Below are 23047 nucleotides of genomic sequence, written 5' to 3' on the forward strand. Positions count from 1 at the left end.
TCCCGCAGGAGTCTCGCACTTCCGCTCCAATCAATCTTAAATAGTTTCGTTTTAAAAACAACAATCTTTACGAAAAGGGCCTTTATTTTTATGAAAAGAAGGATTACGGACAGCATAATTGTAATTACAATATATCAGGCTTTATTATTAAACTGACTCCAAGTGAATAGAAGGAGGAGCTAATCATGAAATTTAGAAGTGTATTCGATATAATTGGTCCTGTTATGATCGGCCCCTCCAGCTCCCATACAGCAGGAGCTGCAAGGATCGGTAGGGTTGCCAGGAATTTATTCGACCGGGAACCAAAATGGGCCCATATTTCTTTTTACGGTTCGTTTGCCAAAACCTATAAAGGCCATGGAACCGATGTAGCCATTGTAGGAGGCTTGCTTGATTTTGATACATTTGATGAGAGAATCAAAGAATCGCTGGAAATAGCACGCAAAAAGAAAATGAAAATTACATTTCGAGAAGAAGAGGCAGTGCCGGAACATCCCAATACAGCAAAAATAACAGTTGGTGATGATGATGGTGAACTGGAACTTGTCGGAATATCGATAGGCGGGGGAAAGATCGAAATCATCGAATTGAACGGATTTAAATTGAGGCTGTCCGGGCACAACCCTGCCATACTCGTCGTTCATGATGATCGATTTGGTGCCATTGCCAATGTTTCAAACATATTAGCCAAGCATCAAATCAATATTGGCCAAATGGAAGTCTCCCGAAAAGAGAAAGGGCAGATGGCCTTGATGACGATTGAAGTGGACCAAAACCTGGAGGATCACGTCATAGCTGAAATTACAGCACTCCCCAATATCACTCAAGTAGCAAGGATTGTGGATTGATAGAGCAATCGTTTCCACTTAGGAAGGAGAAGAAATCATGTTTCGAAATGTAGCGGAATTAGTAGAATTAGCTGAATCAAAGCAGAAAAAAATTTCAACACTGATGATCGAGCAGGAAATGGAAGTAACGGGAAAAAGCCGTGAAGAAATCATCCGCCAGATGGGAGTCAACCTGGATGTAATGGAACAGGCAGTTGAAAAAGGACTTCAAGGTGTACGGTCCGTTTCCGGCCTGACGGGAGGGGATGCAGTCCTTCTTCAGAATTACATTAAATCCGGAAACTCCTTATCCGGTGAACTGCTGTTGGATGCGGTAAGCAAAGCCGTGGCAACAAACGAAGTGAACGCAGCCATGGGGACGATTTGTGCGACACCGACTGCCGGATCTGCTGGTGTTGTGCCTGGTGCGCTTTTCGCTTTGCAAAATAAATTAAAACCGAATCGGGAACAGAAAATTGAGTTCCTATTTACAGCAGGGGCGTTTGGTTTTGTAGTAGCGAATAATGCTTCGATTTCTGGAGCCGCAGGGGGCTGTCAGGCGGAGGTCGGTTCTGCTTCGGGTATGGCAGCGGCAGCCATCGTTGAAATGGCAGGAGGGACACCGGCACAAAGTGCAGAAGCGATGGCAATCACATTAAAGAACATGCTTGGTCTTGTGTGTGATCCTGTTGCTGGGCTTGTGGAGGTGCCTTGTGTGAAGCGTAATGCCATGGGTGCAGCCAATGCCATGGTTGCAGCAGATATGGCTTTAGCGGGTATCACAAGCCGCATACCATGTGATGAAGTAATTGATGCGATGTATAAAATCGGGCAAACGATGCCATCTGCTCTTAGGGAAACTGCACAAGGAGGTTTAGCGGCTACACCGACTGGGCGGGAGTTGGAAGCGAAAATCTTTGGCTTACCGCTAAATAAGAAGTGAACTCGACTTTACGCGAACCCATTACCGCAGTAAAAGGCATTGGGGCCGAAACGGCAGCAGCTTTGGGGGAAATGGAGATCCATACCGTCGCGGATCTCCTTGAGCACCTCCCATATCGCTATGAAGATTACCGGTTGAGGGATTTAGAAACGGTCGAGCATGATGAACGGGTTACTGTAGAAGGCAAAGTTCATACGGTACCTATGTTAGGGTACTTCGGAAAGAAAAAATCCAGGCTCACGATTAAAGTTTTGACTGGGAGATATTTAATAAATGTCATTTTTTTTAACCAGCCTTATCTGAAGCCGAAGCTTGCGATAGGCGAAACCGTAACGGTGACGGGAAAGTGGGATCGTCATCGTCAAACCATTACAGGCTCGGAATGCCATGTTGGTGACCGGAGCCGGGAGAAAGAGTTCGAACCGGTGTACTCAGTGAAGGGCAGCATTACCGTCAAAGGGCTCCGCCGCTTCATCTCCAATGCATTTTCTGAATATGGGACAATGATAGAAGAAAATCTGCCCCCGCAATTATTGGCGGCATACAAACTGATGCCGCGTAATGATGCTCTTCGTACCATGCATTTCCCTCAATCGGCCAATGAGGTGAAGAAGGCCCGACGCCGTTTTGTGTATGAAGAATTTTTATTGTTTCAACTTAAAATGCAGGCACTTCGTAAAGTACAGCGGGAGCAGTCAAAAGGAATAGGCCAGGAGTTTGACATGGAGCGGCTGGAAGCCTTTGTTGAAACCCTCCCTTTTCCTTTGACGAACGCTCAGAATAGGGTCGTCGAGGAAATAATGAATGACATGAAGTCTCCCTACAGGATGAACCGTCTGCTTCAAGGGGATGTCGGGTCTGGGAAAACGGTGGTTGCCGCCATATGCCTGAAGGCGACGATTACAGCAGGTTTCCAAGGTGCACTTATGGTCCCGACGGAAATCTTGGCTGAGCAGCATACACAATCGCTGAAAGCCATGTTGGAACCGAGTGGAGTAAAGGTCGCATTGTTGACAAGTTCGGTAAAAGGCAAAAAGCGCAAGGAACTATTGCAAATGCTGGAATCCGGGGAGCTGGATCTTTTGATAGGAACTCATGCATTGATTCAAGATGAAGTGAATTTCCGGAACTTAGGTCTTGTCATAACGGATGAACAGCACCGTTTCGGAGTGGAGCAGCGCCGCATCCTTCGTGAAAAAGGTACCAATCCAGATGTACTTTTCATGACGGCTACACCAATTCCGCGAACTCTCGCAATTACAGTGTTTGGGGAAATGGACGTCTCGACGATCGATGAAATGCCTGCCGGGCGTAAAGCGATAGAGACCTATTGGGCGAAACACCAAATGCTTGATCGGATCTTATCCTTTGTCGAAAAGGAACTAAAGAAAGGGAGACAGGCTTACGTCATCTGTCCATTGATTGAGGAGTCGGAGAAACTCGATTCTTTACAGAATGTTCTTGATGTTCATGCAATGCTGACACAATACTTTGCGAACAGGTACAAAGTGGGTCTTATGCATGGACGGCTGCCTGCGGATGAAAAGGAAGAAGTGATGCAGCAGTTCAGTGCCAATGAAGCGCAGATCCTTGTTTCCACGACGGTCGTCGAGGTTGGGGTGAATGTTCCAAATGCAACGGTTATGGTCATTTATGATGCGGAGCGCTTTGGACTTTCACAGTTGCACCAGCTACGCGGAAGGGTTGGACGGGGGAGCGATCAGTCCTTTTGCATCCTGCTGGCTGATCCGAAAACGGAAGTCGGCAAAGAGCGGATGAAAATCATGACAGAGACAAACGATGGTTTTGCCCTTTCCGAAAAAGATTTGGAACTCCGTGGACCTGGGGACTTCTTCGGTAAAAAACAAAGCGGCCTTCCCGAATTCAAGGTAGCCGACATGGTCCATGATTACAGGACCCTTGAAGTGGCAAGGGTGGATGCAGCAAAATTGATTGCCTCACAAAGCTTTTGGCATTCCCCGGAGTATGCACCTTTGCGGGACTATTTAGAGGGAACGGGAGTATTTACGGGAGAAAAGCTGGACTGAACTGAATAAAAAACCAATAGCAGATTGTGAGATTTTACGCAATATCTTGCAATCTGTTTTTAAAATATATATACTACTATTAGTACCTAGTCATAATACTACGGATGGTGACCTTCAAATGCGAAGAAATAAGAAGGAACGCCAGCAATTATTAATCGAAACGATTAAACAGAATCCTTTTGTAACGGATGAGGAGCTGGCTGAAAAATATTCGGTGAGCGTCCAGACCATTAGGCTTGACCGTCTTGAATTATCGATACCGGAACTGCGTGAACGGATTAAAAGCGTGGCCGAGAAAAAATTCAGTGACGAAATCAGGGCATTGCCTTTGGATGAAATCATCGGGGAAGTAATTGATCTTAATTTAGATGATAATGCAATTTCGATTTTGGATATAAATAAAGAGCATGTCTTTAAGCGGAATGGAATCGCAAGGGGACATCACCTTTTTGCCCAAGCAAACTCATTGGCTGTGGCAGTCATAAATGATGAATTGGCATTAACTGCGAAAGCTTCCATTTTATTCACTCGTTCTGTAAAGGAAAATGAAAGAGTGGTAGCTAAAGCGAGGGTTAAAAACGTGGACCACACCAACGATCGTTCCGTGGTGGAGGTTAGAAGTTACGTAGGTAATGAACTGGTTTTTAAAGGCGAGTTCGAAATGTATCGCTCTTAACTTGCTAGTAAAGGATGAAAAAAATGAAGATAACGATAGATGCAATGGGTGGCGATAATGCTCCCAAGGCACAGGTTTTGGGAGCGATGAAAGCTGTCGAGGCTTTTTCCGATGTGGAAATTACCTTGATAGGCAATGAATCCGAGATTGACCAATACTTAGCGAAGCATGGCCGAATAAGGGTTATACATACTGATGAAAAAATATTAAGTACCGATGAACCTGTCCGTGCGGTTCGCCGCAAGAAAAGCGCTTCGATGGTATTGGCTGCACAGCAAGTGGCTGACGGAGAAGCGGACGCATGCATTTCTTCAGGCAATACGGGGGCGCTGATGGCTGCAGGTTTGTTTGTTGTCGGAAGGATAGAAGGCATTGAACGTCCGGCATTGGCTCCCACCCTTCCGACGATCGATGGCAAGGGTTTTGTATTACTGGATGTAGGCGCGAACTCCGACGCGAAACCGGAGCATCTCCTTCAATTCGCCATAATGGGGTCTGTTTATGCCCAAAAAGTGCGGGGAATCGAAAAGCCCCGTGTCGGATTACTTAATATCGGAACAGAAGAAAAAAAAGGGAATGAACTGACTAAGCATGCCTTTACATTACTGCAGCAATCATCGGAGATATCCTTTATAGGTAACGTAGAGGCAAGGGACCTCCTAAACGGGCCGGCGGACGTTGTCGTGACGGACGGCTTCACGGGAAATATGGTGCTAAAAACGCTTGAAGGTACTGCTTTGGGCGTATTCACAATGGTGAAAGCTGCCTTGATGAGCAACCTCAAAAGTAAGTTGGCTGCAGCAATGGTAAAGCCAGAACTAAAAGTCATAAAAAATAAAATGGATTACTCGGAGTATGGCGGTGCTGGCCTCTTCGGTTTGAAGGCCCCTGTCATTAAGGCGCATGGTTCTTCAGATGCGAATGCGGTCTATAATGCTATACGCCAGACTCGCGATATGGTTGGAAATGATGTTATATCGACAATTGCGGAGACAATAGAAAAACAAAAATAAATCATAGAGGCAGGGGAGTAACAGATGGGTAAAATTGCTTTTGTCTTTCCAGGACAAGGATCACAATCAATAGGAATGGGGCATGGCATATTTCAGGAAAAAGAGCGTGCTCAGCAAATTTTTCGATCAGCAGATGAAAAACTTGATTTTCCGCTTACGGAATTGATCTTTAATGGCACACAACAAGAATTAACGGTGACTTATAATGCACAGCCAGCCTTATTGACTACGAGTTATGCTTTTGTCAAGGAGTTGGAAGAAGCGGGAATCAAACCCGATTATACTGCCGGGCACAGTTTGGGTGAATATACGGCATTAGTGGCATCTGGTGCAATTTCTTTTGAAGATGCCGTTTATACAGTGCGTAAACGCGGTGAATTCATGGAAGCTGCGGTACCGAATGGTCAAGGCTCAATGGCTGCGATTTTGGGAATGGACCGTGAAGCTCTATCTGAAGTCACTTCTGAAATTACGGCCACAGGTGAATCCGTTCAATTGGCCAATATTAATTGTCCAGGGCAAATCGTCATTTCAGGCACCTCCGAAGGGGTTAAACTTGCAAGTGCAAAAGCCAAGGAAAATGGGGCTAAACGGGCTCTTCCTCTTGAAGTGAGCGGACCGTTCCATTCTGAATTAATGAAACCGGCAGCAGAAAAGTTACAGGGTGTCCTTGATGAAGTAAGCTTCAAACAGGCAGAAATTCCTGTCATTTCAAACGTAACGGCTCAGCCCATTACGGCACCTGCCGAAATAAAAGAAAAATTAATCGAACAGCTGTATTCACCGGTCCTTTGGGAGGACAGTGTGAAAAGTCTACTTGAATTGGGCGTGGATACGTTCATCGAGGTTGGCCCAGGGAAAGTGTTGGGCGGATTGATAAAGAAAATTGATCGTTCCGTTCAAATTCATTCGGTATCCGATATAGATACTCTAACTAAAACAATTGAAACATTGAAGGGGGTACAAGCATGATCCTCGAAGGTAAAAAAGCACTTGTAACGGGAGCATCACGAGGTATTGGCAGGGAAGTTGCATTGGAACTTGCCCGTCAGGGAGCAGACGTTGCCATTAACTATTCCGGCAGTGAAGCTAAAGCGAATGAAGTGGTTGATGAAATCAAGGCATTGGGCCGGAAAGCATTCGCCATCCAATGCGATGTTGCAAATAGTGAATCAGTGACAAGCATGATCAAAGAGGTCGTCGAACAATTTGAAAGAGTGGACATCCTGGTTAATAATGCCGGCATCACACGTGATAACCTATTGATGCGCATGAAAGAAGATGAATGGGATTCTGTGATCAATACGAATCTTAAAGGCGTGTTCCTATGCACCAAAGCTGTTACAAGGCAAATGATGAAGCAGCGCAGCGGCAGGATCATCAATATGGCATCGATCGTCGGCGTCAGCGGAAATGCAGGGCAGGCTAATTATGTAGCGGCTAAAGCAGGTGTCATCGGTTTGACTAAAACGACGGCAAAGGAACTTGCATCAAGAGGCATTACGGTCAATGCGATTGCCCCAGGTTTCATCTCAACGGATATGACTGGGGAATTGCCTGAAGACGTCCAAAAAGCCATGCTGGACCAAATTCCGCTTGCACGTTTCGGTGACCCTAAAGATATTGCTGCAGTGGCGTCTTTCCTTGCATCCGATGCAAGCAAATATATGACTGGGCAAACTCTTCATGTAGATGGCGGCATGGTCATGTAAGTTTTCTTTGATTTTTTTCGAAAATAATTTATAATGTCTTGAGGGGAGGTGAACACATTGGCAGATGTATTAGAAAGAGTAACTAAAATCGTTGTAGATCGTTTGAACGTAGAAGAATCAGAGGTAAAACTTGAAGCTTCTTTCAAAGAAGATCTTGGTGCCGATTCCCTTGATGTAGTTGAACTAGTCATGGAATTCGAAGACGAGTTTGATATGGAAATTTCGGACGATGACGCTGAAAAAATCGCCACAGTAGGTGATGCTGTGAATTACATACAAAGCACTATGTAATGAATTGTCATTTGACTAAAAAGCTCCGTTTTTTAACGGGGCTTTCTCTTATTGCTTAAAGAAGTTTGATTCAGCGGCAGATAACGGAATGAGCATGTTCACGGGTATGCTCCGCCTGCATGCAGTGTCTTTTGCCTTTAGTTTTCTTTAAGCGGATAATCATGTATGATGTTACATAGGAAAGCTTGACAGGAATTCCTGCCAGGTTTCTTTTTATATATTGGAAAAATATGCTTTTTGAACCGTGGAGGGTTTTGTGTGATGCGTAGGAACGGAAATAATCGTAAACCATCAATCAAGGAAAATAAATTCAAACAGTTGCAAGAAAATCTGGGTTTTCATTTTAAAGATGAAAATTTATTGAAACAAGCTTTTACACATTCATCTTATGTGAATGAGCATCGCCGTAAGCCTTATGAAGATAATGAAAGGCTTGAATTCTTGGGGGACGCTGTACTTGAACTGACCATCTCTAAATACTTATATCAAAAATATCCGATGATGAGCGAAGGTGAACTTACCAAACTAAGGGCAGCCATTGTGTGTGAGCCTTCACTAGTTGCTTTTGCCAATAGCCTTTCTTACGGGGAATATGTATTACTCGGAAAAGGGGAAGAAATGACAGGTGGAAGGGAACGACCTGCCATGCTTGCGGATGTATTCGAAGCCTATATTGGTGCTTTGTACCTTGATCAAGGATTAGAGCCAGTTGTGCAGTTTTTGACGAATGTCGTGTTTCCGAAGATAGACGAGGGTGCTTTTTCTCATGTGATGGATTATAAGAGCCAGCTTCAGGAGCTGATCCAGCGCGATGCCATCGGTGTCCTGCAATACAAGATCTTGCAGGAAAAAGGACCGGCTCATAATCGGGAGTTTGTTTCGACGGTCTCCCTGAATGGGGAAGAACTTGGCTCTGGAATAGGAAAGTCCAAAAAAGAAGCGGAGCAGCATGCAGCCGAGCATGCATTGATCGTTTTAAAAGAAAAAAATCAACAAGATAGTTGAACAGTAGAGGGGGAAAGGTCATGTTCCTCAAACGTTTGGACGTTGTAGGATTTAAATCTTTCGCAGAGAAAATTTCGATAGATTTTGTACCTGGTGTCACGGCAGTGGTTGGACCAAACGGAAGCGGTAAAAGTAATGTGACTGATGCAGTCCGGTGGGTCCTTGGAGAGCAGTCTGCGAAATCACTGCGTGGAGCAAAAATGGAAGATATCATCTTTTCGGGAAGTGACACGAGGAAAGCGTTGAATTTTGCGGAAGTATCATTGACCCTTGATAACGAGACCAATTCCCTGCCGATCGACTTTCATGAAGTCAGTGTGACAAGACGTGTATATCGATCGGGAGAAAGTGAATTTTTCATTAATAATCAAGGTTGCCGTCTGAAAGACATCATAGACCTTTTCATGGATTCCGGTCTTGGGAGAGAAGCGTTTTCCATCATCAGCCAAGGGAAAGTGGAAGAAATCCTTAGCAGTAAGGCTGAAGAAAGACGAGTGATTTTTGAAGAAGCAGCAGGTGTCCTGAAGTATAAAACGAGAAAACGAAAAGCGGAATCGAAGCTGACGGAAACACAGGATAACTTAAACCGTGTCCATGACATCCTCCATGAATTGGAGGGGCAGGTTGAGCCGTTAAAAATTCAGTCTTCCCTCGCCAAGGAATTTTTGGCGAAGAAAGACGAGCTAGAGCAAATAGAAGTGGCTTTAACCGTTTATGAAATTGAAGAGCTTCATAAAAAATGGGAAAAACTATCACAGGAACTTGAAAAACATAATGAAATGGAACAGCAAATGGCAGGACAGCTTCAGGACAGGGAAGCGCATCTCAAAAAGTTAAGGGATAGTCTTGCGACGCTTGAGACATCGATCAATGGCCTTCAGGAGATTCTCCTGAATGCCAGCGAAGAACTTGAAAAGCTTGAAGGCCGTAAAGAAGTTTTGAAAGAACGGAAAAAAAATGCCGCCCAAAACAAGTCACAGCTGGAAAAAGCGATTGTGGAAGGTGAGGCCGCTGTCGAGCGTTTGTCTTTGCAAAAGGAAAGGGAAACGGAAATCCTGCATGCACTGAATTTGGAAGTGAAAGGGATTTCTGAAACCTTACATGAAAAACAAAAAAGCCTCGGCCTATTCAATAGTGATATCGAAGCGGTGATCGAAGCGAAAAAGAGTGACTATATCGAGTGGCTGAATAAGCAGGCCTCGGCCAAAAACGAAAAACAATACCTGCTTCAGCAGCTTGCGCAGCAGGAACATAAAAATGCAAAACTTGATATGGAAAATGAAAAGTTCTTAACTGAAAGAATGGAAATCACTGCTAAAAAAATGGAATATTCACAGCTGATGGACAATATGACCAAGCAGCTTGAAGAGCATGTCACTTATTTCCGAAATCAGCAGAATAAATTGAATGCGGCAAAAGATACGTATCAAAAACAAGAAACCACCCTTTATAAGGCCTATCAATTCCTTCAACAGGCTAAATCGCGTAAGGAACTGCTTGAAGAAATGGAAGATGATTATGCTGGCTTCTTTCAGGGTGTAAAAGAGGTTTTGAAAGCGAAAGAAACTCTTCGAGGCATTGAAGGGGCAGTTGCGGAATTGATAAAGGTTCCAAAGGAATATGAAACGGCCATTGAAACGGCTTTGGGCGGAGCGATGCAGCATGTTGTCGTGGAACGTGAAGAGCATGCACGGGAAGCTATTTCCTTCTTGAAGAAAAATAGGTATGGGCGTGCGACTTTCTTGCCTTTATCAGTCATAAAGGCAAGAGAGATATCAGCTAACCAATTATCGATGCTGAAGAGCCATTCAGCTTTTGTAGGGACTGGTTCCTCATTGATCCAATATGATGATAAGCATGCAGCGATTGCTGAAAACCTATTAGGAACAGTGATTATCACCACAGATTTAAAAGGGGCAAATGACCTGGCGAAAATGATGCAGCACCGTTTCCGCTTCGTAACACTTGAAGGGGATATCGTCAATCCAGGTGGTTCAATGACTGGTGGAGCCTTAAAGCAAAAAACGACCTCCCTGCTTTCAAGGAAAACGGAATTGGAGGAGCTCCAACAAAAACTTGCTGCCATGGAAGTCAAAACGAATCAGCTTGAAAAGCAAGTCAAACAGCTCAAAGTGGATGTGGGTGTTCAAGAGCAAACGCTTGAACAAACCAGAAAAACGGGAGAGAGACTTCGGCTACAAGAACAAACCCTTAAAGGGGAACTCCGTGAAGTGGAGCTTCAGGAAAGAAATGTGAATGAACGGCTGCATCTTTATGATTTGGATAAAAATTCATATTTAGAAGAACAACAGCAAAAAACGGCAAGACTTGAAGAGCTGGAAGAACTTTTGGAATCATGTAAATCGGAAATTGATGGTCTGGACCGGTTGATTTCCGAAATGACCGAACAAAAGCAATCACAACAATCTTCAAAAGAGAGCCTTGCTGAAGAAACGAATGAACTGAGGGTAATGCTGGCTTCCAAGCGTGGCCAGCTGCAAAACCAAAAAGAGAAGATGGAACGCATTGAATCGGATCTTTCTAAGGAATCAAGCAGGCTTGCTGAAAACAAAGATGATTTAGGGCTCCTGACCAATGAAATGACAGACAGTTCAAGCGGGGAAGAGTCCCTGGAAGATATGGCTCAGCAGAAATTGCTCGATAAAAATGGAGCAATTGAAGGAATCACCATAAAAAAACAGGAAAAAAACGAGCTTCTAATGGAAGTTGAAACGCTCGAACTGTCCTTGAAAGAAGAAAATCGACTTTATAGAGGCATTGTCGAAGTGATGAAGGATGAAGAAGTGAAATTAACTCGTCTGGATGTCGAACTGGAAAATCGTCTCGACCACTTGCGAGAAGAATATACCCTTTCCTTTGAAGGTGCTAAAGAACAGTATCCATTGATGATGCCTGCCGACGAAGCTCAAAAAAGGGTGAAGCTCATCAAGCTTGCTATCGAGGAACTGGGGACGGTGAATTTAGGTGCAATTGATGAATACGCACGTGTAGCTGAACGCTATGAATTCCTTCTTAGTCAAAAGGAAGACCTTCAACAGGCGAAAGATACATTATTCCAAGTCATCGATGAAATGGATGATGAAATGAAACGCCGCTTTGCGGATACTTTCTATTCGATCCGTAAAGAATTCGAACAAGTCTTCAAAGCTTTATTTGGCGGAGGCAGGGCGGAGCTGAAACTGACGAATCCTGATGATTTGCTAAATACAGGGGTGGATATCATTGCACAGCCTCCCGGAAAAAAACTGCAAAACTTGAGCCTCTTATCCGGCGGAGAAAGAGCATTGACAGCCATAGCCCTTTTATTCTCCATTCTAAAAGTGCGTCCTGTTCCTTTCTGTATCCTTGACGAAGTCGAGGCAGCGCTAGATGAGGCGAATGTCGTCCGGTTCAGCCAATTTTTAAGAAAGTTCAGCAGGGAAACGCAGTTCATCGTGATTACTCACCGCAAAGGCACGATGGAAGAGGCAGATGTCCTATATGGCATTACGATGCAGGAGTCAGGTGTCTCCAAACTTGTTTCCGTCCGGATGGAAGAATCAGAAAACTTTATGGAAGTTTAAAATTCATGAATTAGAGGAAGTGGGACAATGAGTTTTTTCAAAAAGTTAAAAGAGAAATTTACGACTCAGGAAGAAAAAGAAAAATTAGTTGAAGCAGAAGTATCCATTGGGGAAAAATTCAAACAAGGTTTGACAAAGACGCGGAATTCCTTTACTGGAAGGGTTAATGAACTTGTTGCCCGTTATCGGAAAGTGGATGAAGACTTCTTTGAAGAACTTGAAGAAATCCTGATACAGGCTGATGTAGGCTTTGATACTGTGATGGAACTGATTGATCAATTAAAAATGGAAGTCAAGCTTCGCAATATCTCTGATACGAGGGAAGTGCAGTCCGTTATTTCCGAAAAGCTTGTTGAAATCTACCAAGGTGATGGAGAAGCGACTTCTAGCCTGAATATACAAGAAGAAGGTTTGACGGTCATTTTGTTTGTAGGGGTTAATGGGGTAGGTAAAACGACGACCATTGGTAAACTTGCCCACAAATTCAAAATAGAGGGAAAATCTGTCGTATTGGCTGCAGGGGATACCTTCCGTGCCGGTGCGATTGAACAGCTTGAGGTTTGGGGTGAGCGTGTCGGTGTCAGTGTAATCAAACAGGGTGAAGGCTCTGACCCAGCAGCTGTCATGTTCGACGCCATTCAGGCCGCCAAGGCACGAAAAGCGGATATCCTTATCTGTGACACTGCCGGTCGCTTGCAGAATAAAGTGAATTTAATGAAGGAATTGGAAAAGGTGAAACGTGTAATTGAACGTGAAGTACCAGGTGCACCACACGAGGTGCTGCTTGCCCTTGATGCTACAACTGGGCAAAATGCCCTTATCCAGGCCAAGACATTCAAGGAAGCGACAAATGTTTCCGGTATTGTTTTAACAAAGCTTGATGGCACCGCAAAAGGTGGAATTGTTTTGGCGATTCGCAATGAATTGGCCATTCCCGTTAAATTTGTCGGGCTAGGTGAAAAAATGGATGATCTACAGGAATTCGATGCCGAGAAATATGTTTATGGCCTTTTTGCTGATATCATCGATAAAGAAGAGGTTTAAGGGAAAATTGTAAGCCGGAAGAGTTCATTCTCTTCTGGTTTTTTACCATGATAATTGGAGGACCTATTGAAGAAAGGTCCAAAAAAGAAGCGGAAAATGAAAAAAATAATGCTTTGCAAACACGTGGTAAGGAGTTTAACTTGACATCAAATAAACAAGGCTTTACAATATAAACTTGTAAAGGGTTTTCACTTAACAGCAGGGAGGCTTGCTAAGATGCTTGAAAAGACAACGCGGATTAATTATTTGTATGACTTTTACCAATCGTTGTTAACAGAGAAGCAGCAGAGCTACATGTCCCTCTACTATCTGGATGATTACTCTCTTGGCGAGATTGCCGATGAATACGAAGTCAGTAGGCAGGCAGTCTATGATAATATAAAAAGAACAGAAGCGATGCTTGAGGAATATGAAGCAAAGCTATTGTTATTTCAAAAATTTCAAGAGCGTAACCAGTGGATTGCGAATATGAAGGGACTCATAGAAAAGGAATCCTTTTCAAAAGAGAAGCTGCTAGACGCAATCGCAACGCTTGAGAAGTTGGATTAGGAGGCGGCAATATGGCATTTGAAGGATTGGCCGACCAACTGCAGAGCACGATGCAAAAGATCCGTGGAAAAGGGAAGGTCAACGAAGCGGACGTTAAAGAAATGATGCGTGAAGTTCGATTGGCTCTGCTTGAAGCGGATGTTAACTTTAAAGTCGTGAAGGATTTTGTAAAACGTGTCAGTGAACGTTCGGTAGGTCAGGAAGTGCTGAAAAGCTTAACCCCCGGTCAACAGGTAATTAAAGTAGTTAAGGAAGAATTGACTGAGCTGATGGGCGGCGAACAGAGCAAGATTGCCGTTGCCTCGAAACCACCGACTGTCATTATGATGGTAGGTCTTCAGGGTGCTGGTAAAACGACGACCACCGGAAAGCTTGCCAATCTTCTTAGAAAAAAATACAACCGCAAGCCATTGCTCGTTGCGGCTGATATTTACCGTCCGGCGGCGATTAAGCAGCTCGAAACACTTGGCAAACAATTAAGCATGCCTGTTTTCTCCCTTGGGGACCAGGTCAGCCCTGTTGAAATTGCCAAACAGGCAATTGAAAAAGCTAAGGAAGAACATCATGACTATGTGTTGATTGATACCGCAGGCCGTCTTCATGTGGATGAAAACTTGATGGGCGAACTGAAGGATATCAAAGAGTTGACAAAACCTGATGAAATCTTTCTGGTTGTCGATGCGATGACAGGTCAGGATGCGGTCAATGTAGCCCAAAGCTTCAATGAACAGCTTGGCCTGACAGGAGTCGTATTAACGAAACTTGATGGGGATACACGTGGTGGTGCGGCACTTTCAATTCGTTCGGTCACCGACACGCCGATTAAATTCGTCGGAATGGGTGAAAAATTGGATGCACTTGAAGCGTTCCACCCAGAACGGATGGCGTCAAGGATCCTCGGCATGGGTGATGTATTGACCCTTATCGAAAAAGCACAGGCCAATGTAGATGAAGAAAAAGCGAAAGAATTAGAGAAAAAGATGCGTACCGCCACTTTTACCTTTGATGATTTCCTTGATCAGCTTGGTCAGGTGCGGAATATGGGACCGCTTGATGATATTCTGAAAATGATTCCCGGTGCGAATAAAATGAAAGGGATGGACAACCTTCAGATCGATGAGAAACAGATCGGTCATGTTGAAGCTATCATCCGTTCAATGACAACGCATGAAAAGGAACACCCGGAAACCATGAATGCATCCCGCAAGAAACGGATTGCAAAAGGAAGCGGCAGATCGATTCAAGAAGTGAACCGTCTACTGAAGCAATTCGAAGAAATGAAAAAGATGATGAAACAGGTTACGAACATGCAAAAAGGAAAGAAAAAGGGATTCAAATTCCCGTTCATGTAAGGTTTATTTCAGGTTTAAACTGAGGCGAATACGGGTTGAAGCCATGTATTTCAACACTTTTTTTACCTGTTAAGAAAAAAACCTTTACAAACATGCAAGACATTTGATATTATACTATCTTGTGTGAAACTATTCGGAGGTGCTTATTTAAAATGGCAGTAAAAATTCGCTTAAAACGTATGGGAGCTAAAAAATCTCCTTTCTATCGTATTGTAGTTGCAGATTCTCGTTCACCACGTGACGGACGTTACATTGAAGTGGTAGGAACTTATAACCCGGTTACTCAACCAGCTAAAGTTGAAATCAACGAAGAGCTTGCTCTTAAATGGTTACAAGATGGAGCTAAACCATCTGATACAGTTCGTAACTTATTCTCTACACAAGGCATCATGGAAAAATTCCATGTTGCAAAAAACAGCAAGTAATCGACGGTAGTTGATGAAAGCACTTATTGAAACGATTGTTTCAGCACTTGTGGATTATCCGGAAGAGGTCATTGTGACCTCCAAGGAAGAATCCGACCGGATTGTTTATATCCTCTCCGTTCATAAAGAGGATATGGGCAAGGTGATCGGTAAACAAGGGCGTGTTGCTAAGGCGATTCGGACTGTGGTATATGCAGCAGGATCTTCACAGCAGAAGAAAATCTATTTGGAGATTTCCGAATAAGGAGGGTTAATACCCCTCCTTTTTTTGTACTTCAAGATAGTGAAATTTCGACTTGGATCCTAATTGAATAGACCCGGACTTTAAACTTTACGCCTTTTTAAGACGCATCTTTTATCGATTTACGTTATACTTAAGAGAATGACCCCCATTTCAAAAAGATTACCCCATCATACATATTTTTTGAAGGAAATAAGAAATCATAGATAATAGGAGGTGCTGGAATGAAAATTCTCCAAAATGTAATCGTTAACCAAGTATTAACGGAATCCAGCAAGAATCAGCTCCTCGAGAAATACAAGTCAAAACGCCTTCAGCTTCAAAAAGAGAGTGAACAGCTTCGCTTTGAACTGAAAAAACTTGAAAAAACAAGAACTCTCCAACCTGCTAGTCTCCGTGCTCATTTTGAAAAAGAAATAAACCAGAGGCAAGAAAAAATTAAACTGCTTGAATTTCAAATGGAGCAGTTGGAGATCCTTCCCGCAGGTAGTGAATTGAAGGAACGGGAAGTTCAAAGTATCATTGATGTGGAAATTGGGGCAGATTGGGACGAAATCATGGCAACGAAGACCATTGTCATAAAAGATGGAATCGTCTCGGAAATTCGTTAGAGGTGAAAGAATGGAAAAATGGTTTAATGTAGGTAAAATTGTCAACACACATGGTCTTTTAGGAGAAGTACGTGTAATTTCTTCAACAGACTTTCCAGAAAAACGATACAAAGTGGGAAATACTCTGTATCTGTTTAGGGACACGGAGAAAAAACCCTTGCCCCTCATCATCAGGTCGCATCGCACCCATAAAAACTTTAACCTATTGACGTTCGAGAACTATTATAACGTCGGACAGGTCGAGGCATTTAAAAACGGCGTCCTGAAAGTGAAGGAAGGACAGCTTGATAAATTGGACGAAGGTGAGTTCTACTTCCATGAAATCATCGGCTGTTCGGTATTTACGGATGAAGGAATGGAAGTTGGGGAAATCGTTGAGGTTCTTACGCCTGGTGCCAATGATGTTTGGGTCATTAAGAAAGCTGGCAGTAAGGACATCCTGATCCCGTATATTGAACAAATTGTTAAAGAAGTGGATATTTCCTCTAAAAAGGTCATCATTACACCGATGGAAGGACTTTTAGACTGATGAAAATCGATGTGCTATCGCTTTTTCCAGAAATGTTCGAAGGGGTATTTGGTTCGTCAATCTTAAAAAAGGCTGCGGAAAAGCAGGCTGTTAGCTATAAGGTGACCAATTTTCGAGATTATGCAGATAATAAGCATTCGACGGTAGACGATTATCCTTATGGAGGCGGTGCCGGAATGGTATTAAAGGCACAGCCGATCTTTGATGCTGTGGAAGCTCTTAAAGGGCAAGGGGAGCTAACCCCAAGGGTGGTCCTCCTTTGTCCCCAGGGAGAGCGTTACACGCAGAAAAAAGCCGAAGAGTTTGCTGAAGAGGAACATCTCATTTTCATTTGCGGGCATTATGAAGGGTATGATGAGCGCATCCGGGAGCATGTCGTAACGGATGAAATATCTATTGGTGACTTTGTGCTTACAGGCGGGGAATTGGGCGCAATGGTCATTATTGACAGCGTTGTTCGCTTGCTGCCGGGCGTTTTGGGGAATGTTGACTCCCCGATCCTTGATTCCTATTCTTCTGGTTTGTTAGAGCATCCCCATTATACTAGACCTGCAGATTTCCGGGGGATGAAAGTTCCCGATCCGCTAATATCCGGGAATCATAAAAAAATCGATGAATGGCGGATGAAGGAATCTCTGCGCAGAACTTGGATTCGACGTCCGGATTTACTCGATAGTTATGAACTATCGGAAGTTGAAAAAAAATTATTGTCCGAGATTAAAAAAGAAGACTGATGTCTATTGCATCGACGTTTAGAGTATGATAGGATATACCTTGTGACTTGGGCAAAATGCTCAGTCTTATAACGATGTTCCGCTGCAAACAATAAGTATTTGCAAGAGCGTCCAGGAGGAGTTGAAATCGATGCAAAATCTTATTAACGAAATCACAAAAGAACAACTTCGCTCAGATCTTCCATCATTCAGACCTGGTGACACAGTACGTGTACACGTAAAGGTTATTGAAGGAACTCGCGAACGTATCCAGTTGTTTGAAGGCGTTGTAATCAAACGTCGTGGCGGCGGAGTTAGTGAAACTTTCACAGTACGTAAAATCTCTTACGGCGTTGGAGTTGAACGTGCTTTCCCTGTTCACACACCAAAAATTGCGAAACTAGAAGTTATCCGTCACGGTAAAGTACGTCGTGCGAAACTTTATTACCTACGCGAACTTCGTGGTAAAAAAGCACGTATTAAAGAAATTCGTCGTTAATTCTTCGAATATCTTCATGCGGGTTTACCATGATCCACATAAGGTGAATAACCAAACAGTATCATGCAAAAAAAGGGAGCTTGTTTATCAGGCTCCCTTTTTGCACTTTAAGAAACGATGAATGCACATAGGGTGAAAGCTATATAGAATCCTGCTCGCTATAGCGTCTGCAACATGTTAAAATAATTGTTGATATGCTTCAAAAAGGGTGGATAAGGATGGCGAAAAAGAAAAATGAATTGTGGGAATGGACAAAGGCGGTCATAATCGCGGTTATAGCGGCGACGCTGATTCGTTATTTCCTTCTGGCTCCTATTGTTGTGGACGGCAATTCCATGATGCCGACATTAAAGGATACGGACCGCATGATCGTTAATAAAATCTCCTATTCGATTGGCGAACCCAAAAGATTCGACATTATCGTTTTCGAAGCTCCAGAAGGCAAAGATTACATAAAGCGCGTCATCGGATTGCCAGGGGAAAAAGTTGAATATAGAAATGATACTCTTTACGTGAATGGAAAAGCTTATGATGAGCCATACTTGGATGAATATAAAGAACAATTGATTGATGGCGGGGCTTTGACGGAACCTTTTACATTAAGTGATGTCATAGAACAAGGAACGGTGCCTGAAGATCACCTATTTGTCCTGGGGGATAATCGCCGTTTCAGCAAGGATAGCCGCCATATTGGTGTAGGTGTCGTTCCTTACGATAAAGTGTTAGGAAAAACTAAATTAGTTTATTGGCCGATCGAGGACTTTCGATTGGCGGAATAGTAGGAAGGTGGATTCCATTGACAATACAGTGGTTCCCTGGCCATATGGCCAAAGCAAGACGGGAAGTAACAGAGAAATTAAAACTGATCGACATTATCTTTGAACTTGTGGATGCCCGGATTCCGGCATCTTCACGAAATCCGATGATCGACGAAATCATTCAGCATAAACCAAGGGTCATCCTTTTGAATAAAGCTGATATGGCCGATCCGGCAAAAACGAATATGTGGCTGGAACATTATAAATCGCAGGGGAAAACGGCGATTGCCATTAACTCACAGGCAGGAAACGGTTTAAACCAGATTACAGCTGCATCCAAAAATCTTTTAAAAGAAAAGTATGAGCGGATGGAATCAAGAGGAATAAAGCCGAGAGCGATCCGTGCCATGATAGTCGGCATTCCGAACGTGGGGAAATCGACTTTAATCAATCGACTTGCCAAAAAGAACATTGCCAAAACAGGAAATACACCTGGAGTCACTAAAGCGCAGCAATGGATAAAAGTGGGTAAGGAATTGGAATTGCTCGACACGCCGGGGATTCTCTGGCCGAAATTCGAGGATCAAGAAGTAGGTTTGAAGCTTGCGTTGACAGGTGCGATCAAGGATACGATTTTAAACTTGCACGAAGTCTCATTATACGGCCTTCGCTTTTTGGAAAAAGAATACCCGGAAAGACTGAAATCCCGTTATAACCTGGATGTAATTCCGCAGGAAACGCTCGAATTGTTTGATGCTGTCGGAAAGTTCAGGGGCTGTTTAGCATCTGGGGGCTTCATCGATTATGACAAAACCGCAGAGTTGGTCGTACGTGAAATCCGTTCAGAAAAGATGGGCCCGCTTACGTTCGAGGTTCCTTCGGATTATGAAAAGGATGATATCCCCGAATAAGATTAACATTGACTTGAGTGTTGTAATACGGAGCTGGAGTTGGATGTCGAAAAGATTTTTTCTTTTTGATGTCTCTTTTCCGCTCCGTATTTTTGTTTGAACTGTAGAAAGGAAGCAAGACTGCCGATAATTAAAATGATGGGTGATAAAAGATGATAACTGCAATGAGCATTAAGGAAATCTCCTTAAAGTTAAAGACGATAAGAGAGCCTGAAGATTTATTTTTACAGAAATGTCGGGAGGACGGTCGGAAGGGAGTAACCGACTTAGTAAACAAATGGCATAGAAATTATGAAAAAGAACAACAGGTAAGGGATGCTTTCACGGAAATGACAGAGTTTGAAAGGCAATTAAGGAAACAGGGGTTTTCCATTCTCGCTGGCATCGATGAAGTGGGAAGAGGACCTCTGGCAGGACCGGTTGTGACAAGTGCAGTCATCTTGCCTGATTCTTTTTATTTGCCAGGGCTTAATGATTCTAAAAAGATTCCGGAGTCAAAAAGGGAACAGTTTTATGAGATGATTTTTAAGGAAGCGATATCCGTAGGTGTAGGTGTTGTACATAGCGAAGTAATTGATGAAATCAATATATATCAAGCTACGAAAAAGGCAATGGTGGCTGCAGTGAACGATCTGTCAGAATTCCCGGATCATTTGTTGATCGATGCGATGGAACTGGATGTGCCGATTCCCCAGCTTTCGCTCATAAAGGGTGACGCAAGAAGCATTAGCATCTCTGCGGCATCCATAATAGCCAAGGTGACTCGTGATAGGATGATGAAGGAATATGGTGAAAAATATCCGGAATATGGTTTTGAAAAGCACATGGGTTACGGGACAAGCCAACATTTAGAAGCGCTCGACATACACGGGCTTACACCTTGGCATAGAAGAAGTTTTGCGCCAGTTAAGGAAATCGCTGCACGAACGAAGGAATAAGGGGGGGATGAGTGGTGCAATCCATAGCAAGCAGTCAACCCGTAGCTTCACCCATTGAAATAAAAGGAACTGCGAGTTTGAAAAACGGGCAAATCCTTTTCGGGAAGGTAAATAAGGTTTTTCTTAACCAAACGGCCGAGGTACAGTTTGGCCATCAAAAAATGGTTGCCACTCTTGATATCCCGCTTCGTACAGGAGTGAAGTATTGGTTTCAAGTGCAGCAAGCAATTGAGGGGTCTGTCGTGTTAAAAGCTTTAGATTCCCCCAATTTGAACGTTTCTGGCTTAAAGGGAACAGTTGCACAATTGATCGCTCACCTCGGCATAAAAGCTGAACCGGCCGCAATCAAGCTTGCCGAATACCTGCTGGCAAACCGCCTTCCGATAACCAAGGAGACTTTTCGATCCGCTTTGCAATGGTTAAAAGCTGCTGATGCTGCAGAAGTTGGTCTGCCTGTAATAAAAACAATGTTCATTCAGCAACTGCCTTTTGTAAAAGGTGTATTTGATGCATTATTTACGCAGTCCAAAGGTGAACCTTTCCACAAACTCCTCAGTGGCTTCAGGCAGCAGCTGCAGGATGGTGGGGCAGTAACGGGGACTGCCTCCAAACTAAAGGAGGTATTGGACTCTTTACATGTTGCCAAACAGAACCAGCTTCAACAAATCGGTTTACAAAAACTTGTGACCACTTGGCTGAATTTCGATTCAACGCCAGAAATGAAATCCGGGGCATTTTCCCTGCTTCAAAAGACGGGTTTCGTTTCAAAGGGAATGACTGAATCCGTCTTTCTGGAAAGTTTAGTGGATGGAGCTGCTGAGGTTAGGTCCGGTATTCCTAAAAATTCAGCGATTGATAAATTACACCAAGGATTGCAGCTGCTTTCCGAGGCTAAAGGCGGAGCATTTGCACATGTTGAAGAAATCGAAATGGCTATTAACCGCATATTGAATAGTCATGATCACGAGAAGGCAAAACTGCCGATCGATATCCACTCGATGCAGAGAAAAAACATTTCTGCAGAAAAACTCACCCCTCTTGCCTTTCATTTACTCCAGAATGCTTTTGCCGAAGCGATAGCTACAAAGGCAGTAGGCGGAAAAATAGAAGTGAATGACCTTATAGGCTACTTGAATATGGACACAGAGCAAGTAGCTGAGTCGAAGGGTAAAGCAGCTGAGTTACTGTTTAAGTCGCTTAATGAGCCTCCTGAGGCCCAATATGCTAGGATTAATGAGAAGCTGGTCCTTTCACATGTATTGGCAGCTGATTTTCAATCAATCGATTTTACCAATGGACCTTCTGTCGCACTCCAACTGAAAGAAATGACCAAGATCCTTGGACTCCAGCTGGAACATGCACTCATTAATCTTTCAGGAGATGATATGGCGGATTTCCCCAATGATCTAGAGACACTTAAACCGCTGCTGCTTAAATTGCTGAATGAGCAAATTCCGGCAGCTATCAAGGAGATGGCAGAACAAATCCTGAATCGGATTACTGCGCAACAGGTCCTTTCACAGGAAAACGGGCCGATTCAGAATTTACTCCTTACACTTCCACTTAATCTGGGGTCTGTTCAAACGGATCTGACGTTACAATGGAGCGGAAGGAAGACAAAAGAAGGCAAAATAGACCCGGATTACTGCCGAGTCCTATTTTATTTAGAATTGGGGCGCCTTGAAGAGACGGTCATCGACATGCAGGTTCAAAACCGAATCATAAAGGTGACGGTCATCAATGGGCATGGTGCAACCCTTGAAGAGGCGGCCGGTCAATATCTTGGCATCCTGAGAGAGAATCTTGGGAAAATGGATTACAGATTATCAGGAGTTTCGTTTGTTAATCCCGTATATGAAAAAGAGTGGGACCTTAGGGGGAAAGCGATTCCTTTTTATAGTGGAGTGGATATTCGAATATGATAAAAGATAAACGAAAAGAAGCCATTGCTTTAAAGTATGATCAAAAGACATCCAAAGCGCCCGTCATATTGGCCAAGGGGAAAGGGAAAACGGCTGAAACTATTATGGAAAAGGCCATGAAACACGATATACCGGTCCAAAGGGACGAATCGCTTGCTGTACTTTTAGGTCAATTGGATATAAATCAAACGATTCCGGAAGAATTGTATGGAGCTGTTGCAGAGGTATTTGCATTCATTTATAAAGTTGATAAGGGCATGAATCGGTAGGAGACTAACCATTTGGTTTCACCAATGGGTTTCTGTTGGTTTATGTAGAATATTAGGGAAATCACAGACGATTTTTCATTATATTAAAAAAATACTAAACTATTTGTTAAAGGACAAGGCCATGGCTTTGTCCTTTTGCTTTTCCTTTGAATCAAGACCAGGTTTTAACAGTAGTTTTTCATGAGGA

At 43.5% G+C, this 23047-nt stretch carries 24 protein-coding genes; all 24 read left to right on the plus strand.

Going from position 1 to position 23047, the window contains the following annotated elements; translation table 11 throughout:
* Positions 1 to 185: 185 nt before the first annotated feature.
* The 24 genes from sdaAB (at position 186) to AC0VX1_RS08285 (ending at position 22860) form a co-directional block, all read left to right on the plus strand.
* Positions 186 to 848, plus strand: a complete 663-nt coding sequence (gene sdaAB, locus AC0VX1_RS08170) for an L-serine ammonia-lyase, iron-sulfur-dependent subunit beta (RefSeq protein WP_413000520.1) — start codon at positions 186 to 188, stop codon at positions 846 to 848.
* A 37-nt stretch (positions 849 to 885) separates the two neighbouring features.
* Positions 886 to 1770: an L-serine ammonia-lyase, iron-sulfur-dependent, subunit alpha gene (gene sdaAA / locus AC0VX1_RS08175; protein ID WP_063576897.1), complete on the plus strand. Its 885-nt coding sequence runs from the start codon at positions 886 to 888 to the stop codon at positions 1768 to 1770.
* Positions 1767 to 3818 carry an ATP-dependent DNA helicase RecG gene (gene recG, locus AC0VX1_RS08180; protein WP_413021498.1) on the plus strand — a complete coding sequence of 684 codons (2052 nt, stop codon included), beginning with the start codon at positions 1767 to 1769 and terminating at the stop codon, positions 3816 to 3818. Before sdaAA ends, recG begins: the two co-directional genes overlap by 4 nt.
* A 118-nt stretch (positions 3819 to 3936) precedes the next feature.
* On the plus strand, positions 3937 to 4494 hold the full coding sequence (gene fapR, locus AC0VX1_RS08185) for a transcription factor FapR (RefSeq protein ID WP_034313744.1): 558 nt from the start codon (positions 3937 to 3939) through the stop codon (positions 4492 to 4494).
* Between the two features lie 23 nt (positions 4495 to 4517).
* Positions 4518 to 5507, plus strand: a complete 990-nt coding sequence (plsX, locus tag AC0VX1_RS08190) for a phosphate acyltransferase PlsX (protein WP_413021496.1) — start codon at positions 4518 to 4520, stop codon at positions 5505 to 5507.
* Between the two features lie 24 nt (positions 5508 to 5531).
* Complete coding sequence (gene fabD, locus AC0VX1_RS08195) at positions 5532 to 6479, plus strand: ACP S-malonyltransferase (RefSeq protein ID WP_475470690.1); 948 nt, start codon at positions 5532 to 5534, stop codon at positions 6477 to 6479.
* Positions 6476 to 7219, plus strand: coding sequence for a 3-oxoacyl-[acyl-carrier-protein] reductase (fabG, locus tag AC0VX1_RS08200; protein WP_034313733.1), 744 nt, complete (start codon positions 6476 to 6478; stop codon positions 7217 to 7219). The genes fabD and fabG overlap by 4 nt, the downstream gene beginning before the upstream one ends.
* Positions 7220 to 7276: 57 nt before the next feature.
* Positions 7277 to 7510 (plus strand): acyl carrier protein, encoded by a 234-nt coding sequence (locus tag AC0VX1_RS08205; protein WP_034313729.1) that lies wholly within the window; start codon positions 7277 to 7279, stop codon positions 7508 to 7510.
* Between the two features lie 261 nt (positions 7511 to 7771).
* Positions 7772 to 8515 (plus strand): ribonuclease III, encoded by a 744-nt coding sequence (gene rnc, locus AC0VX1_RS08210; RefSeq protein WP_034313726.1) that lies wholly within the window; start codon positions 7772 to 7774, stop codon positions 8513 to 8515.
* Between the two features lie 20 nt (positions 8516 to 8535).
* A complete protein-coding gene (gene smc / locus AC0VX1_RS08215; protein ID WP_413008760.1) occupies positions 8536 to 12099 on the plus strand; it encodes a chromosome segregation protein SMC in 3564 nt (1187 codons plus the stop codon).
* A 27-nt stretch (positions 12100 to 12126) separates the two neighbouring features.
* Positions 12127 to 13143: a signal recognition particle-docking protein FtsY gene (gene ftsY / locus AC0VX1_RS08220; protein WP_475470693.1), complete on the plus strand. Its 1017-nt coding sequence runs from the start codon at positions 12127 to 12129 to the stop codon at positions 13141 to 13143.
* 216 nt (positions 13144 to 13359) lie between these two features.
* On the plus strand, positions 13360 to 13692 hold the full coding sequence (locus AC0VX1_RS08225) for a putative DNA-binding protein (protein WP_413008764.1): 333 nt from the start codon (positions 13360 to 13362) through the stop codon (positions 13690 to 13692).
* 11 nt (positions 13693 to 13703) lie between these two features.
* Positions 13704 to 15044, plus strand: coding sequence for a signal recognition particle protein (ffh, locus tag AC0VX1_RS08230; RefSeq protein WP_475470695.1), 1341 nt, complete (start codon positions 13704 to 13706; stop codon positions 15042 to 15044).
* A gap of 152 nt (positions 15045 to 15196) precedes the next feature.
* Positions 15197 to 15469: a 30S ribosomal protein S16 gene (gene rpsP / locus AC0VX1_RS08235; protein ID WP_034313715.1), complete on the plus strand. Its 273-nt coding sequence runs from the start codon at positions 15197 to 15199 to the stop codon at positions 15467 to 15469.
* Positions 15470 to 15482: 13 nt separating this feature from the next.
* Entirely contained in the window at positions 15483 to 15713 is a 231-nt protein-coding gene (locus tag AC0VX1_RS08240; protein ID WP_048684915.1) for a KH domain-containing protein, read from the plus strand.
* A 221-nt stretch (positions 15714 to 15934) separates the two neighbouring features.
* Positions 15935 to 16321 (plus strand): YlqD family protein, encoded by a 387-nt coding sequence (locus tag AC0VX1_RS08245; RefSeq protein WP_034313711.1) that lies wholly within the window; start codon positions 15935 to 15937, stop codon positions 16319 to 16321.
* Between the two features lie 10 nt (positions 16322 to 16331).
* Entirely contained in the window at positions 16332 to 16850 is a 519-nt protein-coding gene (gene rimM / locus AC0VX1_RS08250) for a ribosome maturation factor RimM (RefSeq protein ID WP_475470698.1), read from the plus strand.
* A complete protein-coding gene (trmD, locus tag AC0VX1_RS08255) occupies positions 16850 to 17584 on the plus strand; it encodes a tRNA (guanosine(37)-N1)-methyltransferase TrmD (protein ID WP_048684912.1) in 735 nt (244 codons plus the stop codon). The genes rimM and trmD overlap by 1 nt, the downstream gene beginning before the upstream one ends.
* 130 nt (positions 17585 to 17714) lie before the next feature.
* Positions 17715 to 18062 carry a 50S ribosomal protein L19 gene (gene rplS, locus AC0VX1_RS08260; RefSeq protein WP_034313702.1) on the plus strand — a complete coding sequence of 116 codons (348 nt, stop codon included), beginning with the start codon at positions 17715 to 17717 and terminating at the stop codon, positions 18060 to 18062.
* Positions 18063 to 18280: 218 nt separating this feature from the next.
* Entirely contained in the window at positions 18281 to 18841 is a 561-nt protein-coding gene (gene lepB / locus AC0VX1_RS08265; RefSeq protein WP_034313700.1) for a signal peptidase I, read from the plus strand.
* Between the two features lie 17 nt (positions 18842 to 18858).
* Complete coding sequence (ylqF, locus tag AC0VX1_RS08270; protein WP_048684908.1) at positions 18859 to 19731, plus strand: ribosome biogenesis GTPase YlqF; 873 nt, start codon at positions 18859 to 18861, stop codon at positions 19729 to 19731.
* Between the two features lie 155 nt (positions 19732 to 19886).
* Positions 19887 to 20669 (plus strand): ribonuclease HII, encoded by a 783-nt coding sequence (locus tag AC0VX1_RS08275; RefSeq protein ID WP_413021527.1) that lies wholly within the window; start codon positions 19887 to 19889, stop codon positions 20667 to 20669.
* Positions 20670 to 20680: 11 nt separating this feature from the next.
* Positions 20681 to 22591 carry a hypothetical protein gene (locus AC0VX1_RS08280; protein ID WP_475470700.1) on the plus strand — a complete coding sequence of 637 codons (1911 nt, stop codon included), beginning with the start codon at positions 20681 to 20683 and terminating at the stop codon, positions 22589 to 22591.
* Positions 22588 to 22860 carry an EscU/YscU/HrcU family type III secretion system export apparatus switch protein gene (locus tag AC0VX1_RS08285; RefSeq protein ID WP_413008774.1) on the plus strand — a complete coding sequence of 91 codons (273 nt, stop codon included), beginning with the start codon at positions 22588 to 22590 and terminating at the stop codon, positions 22858 to 22860. Before AC0VX1_RS08280 ends, AC0VX1_RS08285 begins: the two co-directional genes overlap by 4 nt.
* Positions 22861 to 23047: the final 187 nt, after the last annotated feature.

The sequence above is a fragment of the Peribacillus sp. QJM3NY_7 genome (genome assembly GCF_056173225.1).